The organism is Bacillus sp. REN10 (genome assembly GCF_016820555.1).
In the GTDB taxonomy this organism is placed as follows: domain Bacteria; phylum Bacillota; class Bacilli; order Bacillales; family Domibacillaceae; genus Bacillus_CE.
On sequence record NZ_JADHDW010000004.1, the window covers coordinates 159,379 to 172,968 of the forward strand.

Genomic DNA, 13,590 nt, shown 5'->3' on the forward strand with positions numbered 1-13,590 from the left:
AAGGCGGTTGTTGTTTTTGGTTTTTCATTAAAGAATATCATCATTTTTTCACTTGCATTTATGTTATTATATAACCACAGTAGGTAATATATGGTATTGAGGTATGCGGTTATATTTTTATTAGGGTTTTTATTAACATTTATTGTTTCAGTAGACTTCTTTGATCAATCCAATTTAGTACTTAGTTTATTTTCTAGAATGATTTTTGCTTTATTTTTCTTATTAATTATTTGGCTGTTCCAAAAAAACACTTTATAAGAGGAGATGAAGAATTGGTATTAAAGAAAAAATGGTTGATTATATTGGTGACAATTACTACTGTATTACTTTTAGCAGCTTGTAGTAGTTCTAACGAAAGTAAGATAATAGGAAGTTGGAAAGCAGTTGCAGACGATGATACTCTGTCATACTTAGAAATAGGTGAAGAAAGAATAATAATCAGATCACAATCAGATGATAAACCAATGACCGCTGACTACATACTAACTGAAACTCAAGACGAAAACTTCATTATAGAACTTATCAATCCAGAAGATGGATCTGTTGAGTTTTTATTTGAAGGTTATTTTGAAAATAAAGACAAAATAATGATTGTAGAAACTCTAGATGGTGCGGCAGAGAATAGTAAATTAATTAGAGTGGATAATATAGCAGAAGAAAAAGAAAAAGAGGAAAAAGCATTAGCAAAAGAAGAGAAAAGGTTACAAGAAAAAGAAAAAGCATTAGCAAAAGAAGAAAAAAGATTACAAGAAAAAGAGAAACAAGCATTAGCAAAAGAAGAGAAGAGATTACAAGAAGAAAAGGAAGTAAAACAACGAACTACCGAAGAGAATAGTTTGAAGAAGGAGTATTTGCAGAAGGCGGATGATCTTGAGAACAGGATAGTGGGAGAAGCTAAAAAATTGTATGCACATGATATGCGGCCTGGTTTCTATAGTCAATACTATAGTGATTGGGACGGTTTATTAAACGAAATTTGGGGCGTATTAAAAGATACGATGCCAAAAAATGAATTTGAAAAATTAAAATCAGATCAAGTAGAATGGATTAAAATGAAAGAGCAAAATTTTGCTGAAATGCCACAAGAACTAGCTTCAGAAAGAGCTAGTGGAATGGACTATCTAGCATTTGAAACGAAAGAAAGAACCTACTATTTAATTGAGAATTATATGGATTAAACGTGAGTTTATAATCAAATGACGCATAGCTCTAACATCGAGCATGGGCAAATAAAGGTGTAACGATGCTAGATTACCGCTTTTCCAATTAGGAAAAGCGGTAATTTTTTGCTTTCAAGATAAAGTGATTGCATTTCGACATGGAGTCGAGTATATTAATTGATGCATCAATTATTGATAGATCAATTAATGTTTTTTTAACTGGAAAGGACGGGATCAGTTGACGAATTTATGCATGAAGGAGTCGATGATTGTCTATAAATTACATTTCCTCAATAAAGAAATTAGCTCGAAGTTTGAAGGGTGTACAGGCCTTAGTCAGTCAAGGCTTGAGCTGTTGTACCAGCTATATCAAGTCGAGGAAATGAGTCAAAAAGAGCTTCAGCAACAAATCAATATTGACAATGCCGCTATTACAAGACATTTAAAGCAATTAGAAGCGAACAACATGATTGCAAGGCGCAAAAATCCGATTGATCACCGGATTACGCTTGTTTGCTTAACCGATCATGGACGTCATGAGATTAGTTCCTTCTTAAAGGAAAAAGAACGATTTGTCTCTTCAGTGTTGAAAGATTTTACGGAAGAAGAAATTGATCAGCTGTTTATGATGTTGAACCGCATTGAAACAAATATTAACGATATTTAATGAAAAGGGAGTATTCATCTATGATGACAACACAAAAAACAAATGACTTTACAGAAATTATGACAGGACGCCGTTCGATTCGTTACTACGATCCGTCGGTGAAAATTAGCAAAGAAGAAATGACTGAAATGTTGACAGAAGCGACGTTAGCGCCGTCTTCGCTCAACATGCAGCCGTGGCGTTTCCTTGTGATTGAGAGCGAGGAAGGAAAAGAAAAAATGGCGCAGCTGGCGAAATTCAACCAATCACAAGTAGAGACATCTTCAGCAATGATTGCGTTATTTGGTGACTTAAATAACTTCGAAAACGGCGAAGAAATTTACAGCAAAGCCGTAGAGCTTGGCTATATGCCTCAAGAAGTGAAGGATAGCCAAATGCCACAAATTACTGCTTACTACGATTCGCTTTCAACAGAAGCAATGAAAGACGTCGTGTTAACGGATGGGGGATTGGTTGCGATGCAATTAATGTTGGTGGCTCGTGCTCACGGATACGACACATGTCCAATCGGCGGCTTTGATAAAGAGAACATCGCTGAAGCGTTTGGCTTAGACAAAGATCGTTACGTACCAGTAATGTTAATTTCAATTGGGAAAGCAGCGAATAGCGGTTATCCATCTGTTCGTCTACCGATTGAAAAAGTTGCACAGTGGAAATAAGAAAATAGATAGCGCCAGTCACATTTTGTGGCTGGTGTTTTGTTTGTATATACATAGTATTTAAAACATTTTTATGTTGCGTTTACTAAAAAAGGATGTTGATAAAAAGAAAAATGGTTGTCTAAGAGACAAATAATGAAAGATTATCCCGTAAACGCCTAATCCGCTTAATTAACAATCATTAGAGGATGAAGGAAACCTCTAATGATTGAAGTTTCACTTTATCATGGTCATAGAGGGTGAATGTATTTGAAGATAGATATGGATGCATTAATGATATTTTTGATGATGTGGGGAATACCGACTTTCACGGTTGTTCGAGGCTATTTAAAAATGAGCGAGGAGGAACAGAAGGAGGCCATGACGGATTTTAAATCGTTACGATTTATTTTTACCATTGGCTTTATTACTATCGGCGCTGTTTTCGCTACATTAGGAGGTTTGTTAAAGGTAGATAGCATAAAAATCAGTGGGAATATTGTAATAGCAATTGGGATCACGGTGTCCATTGTGAGAATGTGGAAAAGCAACAAGTTACGAAGTATACTCCTCTTTCTCGTTCTCTTGCTTTTGCTAGCTATTATTACATAATTACTATCTCTGAGCGGTTACATATAAGGAGCTGTTCTTCTATGCATGAAGAATAGTCCTATGGTATTCGATTTTTATAGCAAGACGAGCTAGACAATATCAAAGAGGCTGGGACATAACTAAATTTGCTGTCGTTAAAGCCGAATCATTGTATTTTATTAAAAACATGAAGAACAATAAAACCGAACTATTACGAAACTCTAAATTAGAGCCTTAAATAATAGTTCGGCTTTTTTATTAGCTGAAAACCTTTTGTCCCAGCCTCTTAGTGTTAAAATGTCGTATTAGCTAATTTAGACGCGTGAACAGACGGTTTTCTGTCTTTCCATGGCAACGCTTTTTCCAGTTGGGCAGCGAGTTGCAGTAAAGTAGATTCATCGGCAAAGCGTCCGGTAAATTGCATGCCGATGGGTAGTCCGGTTTTACTTGTTTTTAATGGGAGTGAAATCGCAGGCTGGCCGGTTGCATTAAATAAATTCGTAAATGGAGCATAGGTGAAAATTTGTTCCGTCCATTGTTTGGCGTTGATGGATGGGTTGTTGGCATTTAATGAACCGATTTCAGCAGGTAAAGTGGCCAGTGTCGGCGATAGTAATACATCATAATCAGTGAAAAATTGCCCAACTTGTCTTGAAACCATCGCATTCACTTCGATCGCTTCTAATAGTTCAGATGCCGTCATTTCCTTTCCATATAAGTAACATTGCCAAATGGCGGCTTCGATGTTTTTATCACTTGGTGTTCTTCCTAGAGCTTGAGCGGCTCCATTGATCATTTTATAAATATTAGCGGTCCAAATTCGTAAAGTAGCAAGACTAAAAGGCTCCACATCATATTGAGGGTGATCCTCCACCACTGTATGTCCTAAATCCTTACATAATTGAACGGTTTCATGCAAGGCCTTTAAACATTCTTCATCGACAGGAACACCAGAAGCTGGGCGGCCTGTCCAAGCAATTTTTAATGGCTTTACTGGTTTCTCAATCATTGTTTTGTAATTTTCTGTTGGTGACTGTGGCCAGCTATAACACCCAATATCCGGTCCGCTAACGGCGTCAAGAAGGTGGGCAGTATCTCTTATTGTTTTTGTTAAGGCAAACTCAATGGCAATCCCGTTAAGCGGTTCACTGTTATAAGGTCCGGCAGGTATTCTGCCTCGAGTTGGCTTCAAACCAACGAGACCACTGCAGGCAGCAGGGATTCTTATTGATCCTCCACCATCGTTGGCATGTGCTACAGGAGTAATGCCGGCTGCCGTTGCTGCGGCGGAACCACCACTTGATCCACCAGGACTATGCTTGAGGTTCCATGGGTTACGTGTCGGTCCATAAAGAACAGCCTCTGTCGCTGCATTGTAGCCAAATTCAGGAGTAGTGGTTGTACCGACCGTCACAAACCCTGCTCGCCGGAATCGCTTCATCAGTTCGCTATCCACTGGCAGTTGAAATCCTTCTGCTAATCGGCTGCCCATACTAGACGGAATATTTTCTGCATGTAGAAGCATTTCCTTAATTAAGAACGGGACTCCTTGAAAAGGCCCTTTAGGCACTCCTCGTTTAATTTCTTCCATCGCTTCTTCTTCTAGAATCGATACTACTGCATTCAAATCAGCGTTTAATTCTTTCATCGCTTTAACAGATAGCTGAACGAGCTCCTCTGGTTTGACCTCTTGATTTTTGACGAGTTGTGCAAGCCCCAATCCATCATAGTTTGAAAATTCCGAGATATTCATTGAGCATTCCTCCTTTTATATCTATTATCCATGACCATAAAATTTCTGCTATTACCCAAAAGGATAATTATTTGATTATTTAGAAAATTCATATATGATAAGAGTGAGAGTTTGTGGGTGAGGGAGAGGAGTGGCTATGCAATTAACAAAGGAAGAGTATTATCATCTGCTTTGTGCTATGGAGCAATTGACAAGTAAGCAAATGAATACCGATATAAATAGCTACCGTACGGAGGTTCTTACAGTACTCTGCGAAATTTTAGGATTTCACCAATCATTATTTTGGCTTGTTGATGAAAATAAATTAATTGATCCCATTTTATTCAATATAGAAGAGAAGACTCTGCAGGAATACAATGACTATTTTTATCAGTTAGACTATCTTCAGCCTTCTAATTTAAACAAGAAGAGGCAAGTGCAAAAGTTAACCGATGTGATTTCTTTTTCAAAATATATCGAGACGGAGTATTATCACTCGTTTATGAAGAAGTATTCGCTTTTAGATGAGATGGGGATTTATTTAGAATATCAAGGTGAGTGCGTAGGCGTGATAGGCTTATTAAGAAGCAAAGGAGAACAACTATTTGTAGAAACAGATCGTATTAAATTAAGTTTTTTAGCTAAACAAATTGAAAGCAGCTTGAATATACAGAGTGTTCTAAAGCTGAACCAGCAAAAACAAAGTGATCTATTAACTGAAAGAGAAAGAGAGCTCGTCAACTACCTTGAAAAAGGATTGAAGAATAAGGAAATAGCAAAAAAACTCTATGTTAGCGAGCATACGATCAAAAAACATTTGCAAAATTTATATAGAAAATTTAATGTGAGTAACCGAACGGAATTGTTGTATAGGATGAAATAGAATCATTCGCAAGACTCAAGAATAGCTTCAAAGCTTCTCGCTTTGTTACATCATTAGGATTAAACTCAGCTACTTCATTGAGATTTGTAGAGGTAAAGGGGCATTTCTATACCATGATTATTTTATCAATAGTAGAATAATAAAGAGTTTATAAATATTACCATAAAAGGAGAACGTTGAAAATGGGTATGATTGCGAGCTACTATCGAATTTCCACTGAATTAATCGAACATTTAATATCTCATCCAGAGGAGGTAGAAACATTTCTTTATGAAGTGGAAGAAGTGAGTGAAAAGGAATTAGATATTGATAAGGCCTGGCACGGCATTTACTTTCTTTTAACAGGAGAAGCACAGCTTGGAGCAGCTGTTGATTCAACAGAAGGAGATGCGGTTTTAGGTGGAAGGTCACTAGGTCAGGATTTAGGTATGGAACCTTGTCGCTATTTACAATCGGATGAGGTAAAAGAAATATATGATACGTTGAAAAATATTTCAGTCAACCACCTGTCCGAACAATTCGATGCCAAAGCTTTTAACGAAGCAGATATTTATCCAATGTACGGCGAATGGACAGAAGAGGATAAGGCCTACATACTAGACAACTACCAACAGCTTGTCCAGTATTTTAAAGAAGCGGCTCAAAATGAAGAAGGAATGTTATTGCTGATTCATTAAAGTAGCAATATACAGTACCAAGCTTATATTACGCTTGGCACTAGCAAGTCTATTAAAAATATTCCGGAATAGGAGAGGACATTATACCTGCATCTTTTACGCTCGAGTAATACATGCAAGTACTGTCTTGATACTTCTGTTTAGAAGAGGGAATTTCAAGGAACTGCAATCGTTTGTAAAACGTTGTGCCGATATCAGTATAAAGGAAGCAAAGATTACAATTCTCATGCTGTTCTAGTTCTGCGATCACTTCTTTGATTAATAAAGAAGCAGGAGCTATGGGGTCTGACCCCATAGCTCCTAAGGCTACTTTATTTACCTCGGTTTTGTAATTGTGCTAACACAAGATCAGCAACTGGGCCTCCCGATGCTGGATTCTGTCCTGTGACCAGACGACCATCCTCAATTGCATAAGGATCAAAAGGTTTATCTGCTTTCTTGTAGCGGGCACCTCTTCTAATCAGTTCATCCTCTGTTAGGAATGGAACATATTGATCCAACTCGGCAAGTTGCTCTTCTTCATTCGAAAATCCTGTTACTTGTTTGTCTTTAATCAGGTATTCACCATTGTCTAGCTTAATATTAAGCAAACCAACTGCACCATGACAAACCGAAGAAACAATACCACCATTTTCATAAATTCTTTGGCTAATTTTCTGTAGTTGTTCATTCTCAGGAAAATCCCATAAAACACCGTGACCGCCTGCATAATAAATGACAGTATAGTCATCTGGGTTTATTTCCTCAGGTTTCAATGTAGAACCAAGATCATTCATAAAGTCTTTATCTTGATACCATTCCCAATCCACTGGCTCAGCCAAAGCCAAGCTATGTGGATCAATTGGTGTGTATCCGCCTTTCGGGCTGACATAATCGACCTCATATCCAGCCTCTTTTATTTTCTTAACAAAGTGTACGGCCTCCCCCAGCCATAGACCTGTAGCACGATTTAGGTTTGGATATTTCTCATAACTAGTGACAATAACAAGAACTTTTTTACTCATAAAATCTCCATTCCTTAAAATTTTTTTGATTGCTCCTTGCTTGAGCAATTTCATTGTATATGTTAAAGTGCACTTTAACACAAGGATAAATATTCTTGAAATTTTAGGGGGAATTATGAAGGTTTATTCCATAAATGAGGTTTCCTCTCTTACGGATGTTTCTCCATCCAATCTGCGCTATTATGAAAAAGAAGGTTTGTTACCTCCAATTCAAAGGAATAAAAATGGGGTAAGAATTTATAATGAAACAGATTTAGAGTGGATTCAGTTTATCAAAGCGCTTCGATCGACAGATATGTCCATTGCTAATATTAAAAGATACGTTTGTTTATTTAACGAAGGCAAAGAGACTGTTCAAGAAAGAAAGGAATTAATTCAAAACCACAAAAAGAAGGTAGAAGCAGAAATTGCGGAGAAGCAAAAACATCTAAAAAGGGTAGAGCGGAAATTAAAATATTATGATGCGATTGAGAGAAGGATACAAAGAATGAAATTTTAGCTTTATGTTTTAATATTGAACTGAAATATAGAAGCTATGGGTTCAGACCCCATAGCTGTGTACACCTATGGACATCGTCCAGCTTCGGATGTCGAGGGGATCGACACCCCCATCTCTAGTGAAGTGCGAACCGATAGGTGGGGAAGGTTCATCATAATTATGATATATATTGGATGTGAAAAGTGTAATTAGATTTTATAGGAGGATGGGATTTAGATGGGTAAAAATAAATATCCAAAGTGTCATATTTATTCTCAAGATAGTTGGCATGATGAAGCTTATATCGTAGGAAATAAAGAGGGATTGGAAAAGCTTCGAGATGCAATTAATTTAACTTTGGAAAAAGGAAATACAAAAAATGGTTTTTGGCCTAAGGATTTAGAAGCGTATGATGTATTTATAGCTTGTGTTGAAGATGAAGTACTCGATGATCTAGAATTACCTTATAGCCAGGAATTTTATGAACGTGCAGATGATGAAGAAGAAGCTTACACAGTTTTCAAAAAACCTTACTATTCTTTAGAAGATTGAGATTTTAGGAGATTAAAAAAACACCTTTCCCAGGTGTTTTTTTAATCTCCTAAAGTGCTACTGTGCCAGTATCGGGTTTATGTTCTTTAGGGATAAATTTTTTCAATGTATAATGTGTGTTGCTAGAACCATGATGGAAATGCCAAATGGCTTTTTGATTTCCTGGTTTTAATGGGATTTTGTGATAATCAACTGCAAAGGCTCTTCCTATTTTTTGCCATTTTTCTTTTGGACTACTACCACTAGGCTTTTCAGATGTTTTTTATCTTTTGATTTCACATCCCAAGTTACATCATAATCTTTACTTTTTTCAGCTTTGGCCAGTTTTTTCTTTAGAAAGGCTCTTGCTGCTTTAGTGCCTTCACCTTTAGTGCCGATTAATTCTAATGTTTTTTTTCCGTCAGCCATTGATACAGGTGATGTTATTTTAGGTGTTGAAGGTTTTGGTTTAGGTTTTGCTTTTTTCGCTTGAACCTCAATGTTAGTAGTAAGTGATGAATTTGGGATTTGTATAGATGTGAAAATTAGAGTTATGGCTATACAAATAGATAATAAAATTTTAATCGTGTTTTTCATCTGTATCTCCTCCTACGTTATAGTATTTATTTTAAAGTGATAGTTTTTATTTTTATATGGGTAAAAGTATATAAATTCATTATATGGGAGTGGTTGGATAGTAGGATTGGAAGTCTATTATCGCAATTATATAAACCTAAATTGATTGTTCGACATCAACATACCCTATCTAGTTAGACAAGGATGTTTGGCTTCTACTAGTGTGAGATCAAGGTTTCACACTAGTAGGAGCCAAAAACCAATAGCGTATGCAAATCAGCATTCTTATGTCGATGTAATAAGTTGAACACAACGTTTTCAATTAGCGGTTGATGAAGAAGGAATATTGTTCTTGATTCATTAAAGAGTGCCAAGCTTATATTACGCTTGGCACTAGCAAGTCTATTAAAAATATTCCGGAATAGGAAAAGACATTACATCTACATCTTTTACGCTCGAGTAATACATGCAAGTACTGCCTTGATACTTCTGTTTAGAAGAGGGAATTTCAAGGAACTGCAATTGTTTGTAAAACGTTGTGCCGATATCAGTATAAAGGAAGCAAAGATTACAATTCTCATGCTGTTCTAGTTCTGCGATCACTTCTTTGATTAATAAAGAAGCATATCCGTTTTGTCTTAAACGCCGAGGTGTCGCGATTGAACCTATTCCTCTAGCAATGAAACCTTCCGATGAAGGGAGTTCATAGATGATGAGGGAACTTAATAGCTCTTTCGTATTCGTTTCTTCAAGAACGTACCACCGTCCTTTTTTGTATTTACTAGATTCGCTACACATGTTGATATAGTCATTAGACGGCAGATCATCTCCCCAAACGTCATACCCCATCATGTAGACTTCATTCATCTCGTCACTTGTTGCTTCTCTAATCATTTTCATACTACTTCACCTCAATCACAAAAGTATAAACCGCATCTCCCTTTGAGACGTTGGGCTCTTTTTCGTCGTTCCACCATACGCTATAGCCATAGTAATAAACACCTTTTTTGAGCGGGGCTGTGAACTGCTGGTCTTTCACTTGCACATCCATTTCTTCGTTGTGATGAAATTGGGTCACATGCTCTTCCGTTGGTTTCGGCTCATAGTCGAGAGTGAATGTGATCTTTTCACCAGGTGAAACTTCGATCGGTGTTTGTTTCTCTAACAGTTCAACGGGTCCCGCTTTATCTACACAAGTGCCTTTCCCTTCTTCGCTCCAACAATAGGAACCAAGCGTCGTTTCATATGAGTGTTCTCCAATTTGAATCGAAGCGTTGGGCGGCTTTTCTAACGCTGTCGGCTTGTCGTTGGCACATCCGGTTAAGCAAAAGCTAAGGATGAAAATAAATAATATTCGCTGCATGTTACACCTCATTCTTGGTTTAAAAGTGACTCGGCTAATTCTTTTCGAATTTGTGTAATATGCTTTTCCATCAATTGTTTCGCGCGTTCTGCTTCTCCAGCGGCGATGGCTACATAAATCGCTTTATGCTCCTCGATGGTGTCTTGTAGCCGCTCGGGGTCCGCTAGGCGCTGTCTTCGTGTCGCGCGGATTGTGTCCTGCATATGCTCGCTCAATGTTTGAAGCAGCTGTAAAAAGATCGAGTTACGAGAGGCGCGAACGATGCTTAAATGAAAGTGGAGATCCGCTTCTAAGCCAAGGTCGACATCATGATCAGCGGCCTTCATTTTCTCGATCGCTTGGCGAATCGGTTGTAAGTCTTCAGAGGTCGCTCGCTGGGCAGCTAAAAAGGCGCATTCCGCTTCCAGTGCCCGGCGCAATTCCAGCATTTCATAGACGAGTTTATTTTCCACTTGGAGAATGGTGGTCGATAGTTCTTCTCCAAGCAGTTGAAACTCTGATGTTTTAATAAAACTTCCGCTGCCTTGTTTAATCTCGATAATTCCCTTCATTTCTAGCTTCCGCAATGCCTCTCTCACAGATGTTCGGCTGACATTGAAGCGGCTGGCTAGTTCTCGTTCCGTTGGCAGTTTATCTCCTGGCTTTAATTGTTCTGTTAAAAAATAGTCTTTAATTTGATCAACAATGAGCTGATATGTTTTTTTCTTCGGCTGCGAAATCACCAAATCTCCCCCTTACTCTGTATTCTACCTAATTTAGTGAAATATTTTAATTATTGATTTTTTCTGATAATTTAGTACAATAGTGAAAAAGGTTGGACCAATTTTCGTTTGGTTAGACCTCTAGTGTAGTATATCTCAAGGTGGAGGAAATGAACATGAATACAAATAAACAATGGGTTGAAGCGTTAAGAGAGGCTCTTTCGGATCAGCAAGTATCCGTCAACCCAACGATTTTAGATCAGCATAGCAAAGATGAATCTTATCATGCGGCGAGTGTGCCAGATGTCGTGGTGTTTCCAACAACGACAGAAGAAGTGAGTGCGGTCATGAAAATTGCGACGGAATATGAAGTGCCGGTTGTACCATTTGGAGTGGGGTCGAGCTTAGAAGGGCATGTCATTCCGTATGATCAAGGCATCACGATGGATTTCTCGCAAATGAACAAAATTTTAGACGTGAGAGCAGAGGATTTTCTCGTTCGTGTACAACCAGGGGTCACGCGTTCACAATTGAATAAAGAGCTGAAAAAGCATGGGCTGTTTTTCTCGGTCGACCCAGGGGCTGATGCCACACTTGGAGGGATGGCGGCGACAAATGCCAGCGGAACGACATCCGTCAAATATGGTGTTATGCGTGATCAAGTACGTGATTTAGAAGTGGTACTAGCGGATGGTACGGTGATACATACAGGAAATTTAGCGGCGAAATCATCGTCGGGCTATCATTTAAATAGTCTATTTGTTGGGTCAGAAGGGACGTTAGGTTGTTTTACCGAGTTAACGCTTCGTGTGTATGGCATTCCTGAATATATTATGGCGGCGAGAGCTTCTTTCCCAACAGTCGATGAAGCAGTTGGAGCCGTGGTCGGTATTTTGCAAGCGGGGATTCCGATCGCCCGAGTGGAGCTTGTGGATGAAGTGTCCATGAAGCAAGTCAATCAGCATAGCGATACGTCGTATAAAGAACAGCCAACATTATTTTTAGAGTTTCACGGAAATGAAGCGGGTTTGCGGCAAGATGTGGACTTTATGAAGGAAATTGTGGCCGAATTTCAATGTGAGGGAATCGAGTTTGAAACGGATAATGCGGCTCGCGTGCAGTTATGGGAAGCGCGCCATAATTTAGCTTACGCCTATGTGCATGGGTATCCAGGTAGAAAGATGATGGTTACCGATGTATGTGTGCCGATTTCTGAATTAGCAGGAGCGATTCATCATGCGAGGGAAGAGCTTGATCAGATGGAATTGATTGGCGGCATTGTCGGTCACGTCGGTGATGGGAATTTCCATGTGTTGTTAATGATTGATATGAACAATGAGACAGAGAAGCAAAAAGCTGATGAGTTAAATGAAAAAATCGTGATGTATGCGATTGAGCGTGGCGGCACATGTACAGGGGAGCACGGCGTGGGTGTCGGCAAACAGAAATATCAAGAGAAAGAACACGGCAAGGCGTTGCTTGTGATGGAGAAAATCAAACACGCACTTGACCCACTTGCTTTGTTAAATCCCAATAAAATCGTAAAAAGGAAAGCGGAAGAGGTGAATGTATGAAATTTTTACAAGCGATCAGCAATCTTGCCGGAAAATACTTTGCCATTTGGGTGATTGTCACTGCCTTACTTGCTTTCTTCATTCCGGCTCCGTTTCTTGTATTTAAAGGCTATATCACGATTTTATTAGGTGTTGTGATGTTCGGCATGGGTCTAACGTTGAGAGCGGTTGACTTCAAAATCATCTTCACGAATCCGCTTCCTGTCATTATTGGAGTGTGTGCTCAGTTTGTGATTATGCCGCTCACCGCCTTTGCCATTGCTTATTTATTGAACTTGCCAGCGGAATTAGCCGCAGGACTCGTCTTGCTTGGCTCAGTCCCAGGAGGAACGGCATCAAACGTCATGGTATATCTCGCGAAAGGGAACGTGCCTTTGTCCATTGCGATGACGTCCGTTTCCACTTTATTGGCGCCGATCGCGACACCGTTTATTTTATTCCTGTTAGCTGGCCAGTGGATGCCGGTTGATACGATGGCGATGTTTATGTCCATTATTCAAGTGATTATTGTTCCCATTGTATTAGGTCTGACGGTGAGAAAGTTTCTCCCAACCTTTGTGGATAAAAGCATTCAAGTCATTCCGCTCATTTCCGTTCTGGCAATTATGATGATCGTATCCGCGGTCGTTGCAGGGAATGCGGATACGATTGCAACGGCGGGACTGATAATTTTTATCGCGGTGATGCTACATAATGCGTTCGGATTGTTACTAGGTTACTTGACCGCCCGCATGCTTGGTCTCGATGAAAGCAATCGCCGTGCCATTTCGATCGAAGTGGGCATGCAAAACTCTGGACTTGGCGTCGCCTTAGCTACCGCCCATTTCGGTCCATTAGCTGCTTTGCCGAGTGTCGTTGGAGCGGTATGGCATAATATTTCCGGACCGATCTTGGCGACATATTGGTCGAAAAAGCCGGCTAATAATGAGGCGGAAGTTTCTATCCCGCTGAAGAGCCGTCGAGCTTAATATATAAAGAAAGAGAGTGAAGCAACGTCACTCTCTTTTTTTATGTG

General features: G+C 39.0%; 16 protein-coding genes. 10 read left to right on the plus strand and 6 right to left on the minus strand.

What is annotated here, in order from left to right; translation table 11 throughout:
• Positions 1-272: 272 nt before the first annotated feature.
• The 4 genes from IRB43_RS08205 to IRB43_RS08220 all read left to right on the plus strand — a co-directional run bounded on the left by IRB43_RS08205 (position 273) and on the right by IRB43_RS08220 (position 3,077).
• Positions 273-1,178 (plus strand): lysozyme inhibitor LprI family protein, encoded by a 906-nt coding sequence (locus IRB43_RS08205; protein WP_203362978.1) that lies wholly within the window; start codon positions 273-275, stop codon positions 1,176-1,178.
• Positions 1,179-1,398: 220 nt separating this feature from the next.
• Positions 1,399-1,827, plus strand: coding sequence for a MarR family winged helix-turn-helix transcriptional regulator (locus IRB43_RS08210; protein ID WP_203362979.1), 429 nt, complete (start codon positions 1,399-1,401; stop codon positions 1,825-1,827).
• A gap of 20 nt (positions 1,828-1,847) precedes the next feature.
• The gene (locus IRB43_RS08215; protein ID WP_203362980.1) at positions 1,848-2,486 is read left to right on the plus strand and encodes a nitroreductase family protein; all 639 of its coding nucleotides are present in this window, start codon (positions 1,848-1,850) and stop codon (positions 2,484-2,486) included.
• 249 nt (positions 2,487-2,735) lie between these two features.
• Positions 2,736-3,077 carry a hypothetical protein gene (locus IRB43_RS08220; RefSeq protein ID WP_203362981.1) on the plus strand — a complete coding sequence of 114 codons (342 nt, stop codon included), beginning with the start codon at positions 2,736-2,738 and terminating at the stop codon, positions 3,075-3,077.
• Positions 3,078-3,348: 271 nt separating this feature from the next.
• Here IRB43_RS08220 and IRB43_RS08225 read toward each other — a convergent pair whose 3' ends face one another.
• Positions 3,349-4,809, minus strand: a complete 1,461-nt coding sequence (locus IRB43_RS08225) for an amidase (RefSeq protein ID WP_203362982.1) — start codon at positions 4,807-4,809, stop codon at positions 3,349-3,351.
• A gap of 136 nt (positions 4,810-4,945) precedes the next feature.
• Here IRB43_RS08225 and IRB43_RS08230 point away from each other — a divergent pair, with 136 nt between their 5' ends.
• Both IRB43_RS08230 and IRB43_RS08235 read left to right on the plus strand, forming a co-directional pair.
• Positions 4,946-5,671 carry a response regulator transcription factor gene (locus IRB43_RS08230; protein WP_203362983.1) on the plus strand — a complete coding sequence of 242 codons (726 nt, stop codon included), beginning with the start codon at positions 4,946-4,948 and terminating at the stop codon, positions 5,669-5,671.
• A gap of 182 nt (positions 5,672-5,853) precedes the next feature.
• Complete coding sequence (locus IRB43_RS08235) at positions 5,854-6,348, plus strand: YfbM family protein (protein WP_203362984.1); 495 nt, start codon at positions 5,854-5,856, stop codon at positions 6,346-6,348.
• A 311-nt stretch (positions 6,349-6,659) separates the two neighbouring features.
• Here the strand turns inward: IRB43_RS08235 and IRB43_RS08240 are convergent, their stop codons facing one another.
• A complete protein-coding gene (locus IRB43_RS08240; protein WP_203362985.1) occupies positions 6,660-7,352 on the minus strand; it encodes a type 1 glutamine amidotransferase domain-containing protein in 693 nt (230 codons plus the stop codon).
• A 115-nt stretch (positions 7,353-7,467) separates the two neighbouring features.
• On the opposite strand from IRB43_RS08240, the gene IRB43_RS08245 reads away from it, so the two are divergent.
• The gene (locus tag IRB43_RS08245; protein WP_203362986.1) at positions 7,468-7,851 is read left to right on the plus strand and encodes a MerR family transcriptional regulator; all 384 of its coding nucleotides are present in this window, start codon (positions 7,468-7,470) and stop codon (positions 7,849-7,851) included.
• 216 nt (positions 7,852-8,067) lie between these two features.
• Positions 8,068-8,382 (plus strand): KH domain-containing protein, encoded by a 315-nt coding sequence (locus IRB43_RS08250; protein WP_203362987.1) that lies wholly within the window; start codon positions 8,068-8,070, stop codon positions 8,380-8,382.
• Positions 8,383-8,589: 207 nt separating this feature from the next.
• Here the strand turns inward: IRB43_RS08250 and IRB43_RS08255 are convergent, their stop codons facing one another.
• The 4 genes from IRB43_RS08255 to IRB43_RS08270 form a co-directional block, all read right to left on the minus strand.
• Positions 8,590-8,958 carry a hypothetical protein gene (locus tag IRB43_RS08255; RefSeq protein ID WP_203362988.1) on the minus strand — a complete coding sequence of 123 codons (369 nt, stop codon included), beginning with the start codon at positions 8,956-8,958 and terminating at the stop codon, positions 8,590-8,592.
• A 384-nt stretch (positions 8,959-9,342) separates the two neighbouring features.
• A complete protein-coding gene (locus IRB43_RS08260) occupies positions 9,343-9,837 on the minus strand; it encodes a GNAT family N-acetyltransferase (protein ID WP_203362989.1) in 495 nt (164 codons plus the stop codon).
• Position 9,838: 1 nt separating this feature from the next.
• Positions 9,839-10,300, minus strand: coding sequence for a hypothetical protein (locus IRB43_RS08265; protein WP_203362990.1), 462 nt, complete (start codon positions 10,298-10,300; stop codon positions 9,839-9,841).
• A gap of 8 nt (positions 10,301-10,308) precedes the next feature.
• Complete coding sequence (locus tag IRB43_RS08270; RefSeq protein WP_343070830.1) at positions 10,309-11,022, minus strand: FadR/GntR family transcriptional regulator; 714 nt, start codon at positions 11,020-11,022, stop codon at positions 10,309-10,311.
• A gap of 155 nt (positions 11,023-11,177) precedes the next feature.
• Here IRB43_RS08270 and IRB43_RS08275 point away from each other — a divergent pair, with 155 nt between their 5' ends.
• Positions 11,178-12,575, plus strand: coding sequence for an FAD-binding oxidoreductase (locus IRB43_RS08275; protein WP_481748125.1), 1,398 nt, complete (start codon positions 11,178-11,180; stop codon positions 12,573-12,575).
• Complete coding sequence (locus IRB43_RS08280) at positions 12,572-13,543, plus strand: bile acid:sodium symporter family protein (RefSeq protein WP_203362992.1); 972 nt, start codon at positions 12,572-12,574, stop codon at positions 13,541-13,543. Before IRB43_RS08275 ends, IRB43_RS08280 begins: the two co-directional genes overlap by 4 nt.
• Positions 13,544-13,590: the final 47 nt, after the last annotated feature.

Coding starts and splice junctions, on each gene's coding strand:
- IRB43_RS08215 (WP_203362980.1), top strand. CDS start 1,848: ATGATGACAACACAAAAAACAAATGACTTTACAGAAATTATGACAGGA.
- IRB43_RS08225 (WP_203362982.1), bottom strand. CDS start 4,809: ATGAATATCTCGGAATTTTCAAACTATGATGGATTGGGGCTTGCACAA.
- IRB43_RS08230 (WP_203362983.1), top strand. CDS start 4,946: ATGCAATTAACAAAGGAAGAGTATTATCATCTGCTTTGTGCTATGGAG.
- IRB43_RS08235 (WP_203362984.1), top strand. CDS start 5,854: ATGGGTATGATTGCGAGCTACTATCGAATTTCCACTGAATTAATCGAA.
- IRB43_RS08240 (WP_203362985.1), bottom strand. CDS start 7,352: ATGAGTAAAAAAGTTCTTGTTATTGTCACTAGTTATGAGAAATATCCA.
- IRB43_RS08245 (WP_203362986.1), top strand. CDS start 7,468: ATGAAGGTTTATTCCATAAATGAGGTTTCCTCTCTTACGGATGTTTCT.
- IRB43_RS08250 (WP_203362987.1), top strand. CDS start 8,068: ATGGGTAAAAATAAATATCCAAAGTGTCATATTTATTCTCAAGATAGT.
- IRB43_RS08255 (WP_203362988.1), bottom strand. CDS start 8,958: ATGAAAAACACGATTAAAATTTTATTATCTATTTGTATAGCCATAACT.
- IRB43_RS08260 (WP_203362989.1), bottom strand. CDS start 9,837: ATGAAAATGATTAGAGAAGCAACAAGTGACGAGATGAATGAAGTCTAC.
- IRB43_RS08265 (WP_203362990.1), bottom strand. CDS start 10,300: ATGCAGCGAATATTATTTATTTTCATCCTTAGCTTTTGCTTAACCGGA.
- IRB43_RS08275 (WP_481748125.1), top strand. CDS start 11,178: ATGAATACAAATAAACAATGGGTTGAAGCGTTAAGAGAGGCTCTTTCG.
- IRB43_RS08280 (WP_203362992.1), top strand. CDS start 12,572: ATGAAATTTTTACAAGCGATCAGCAATCTTGCCGGAAAATACTTTGCC.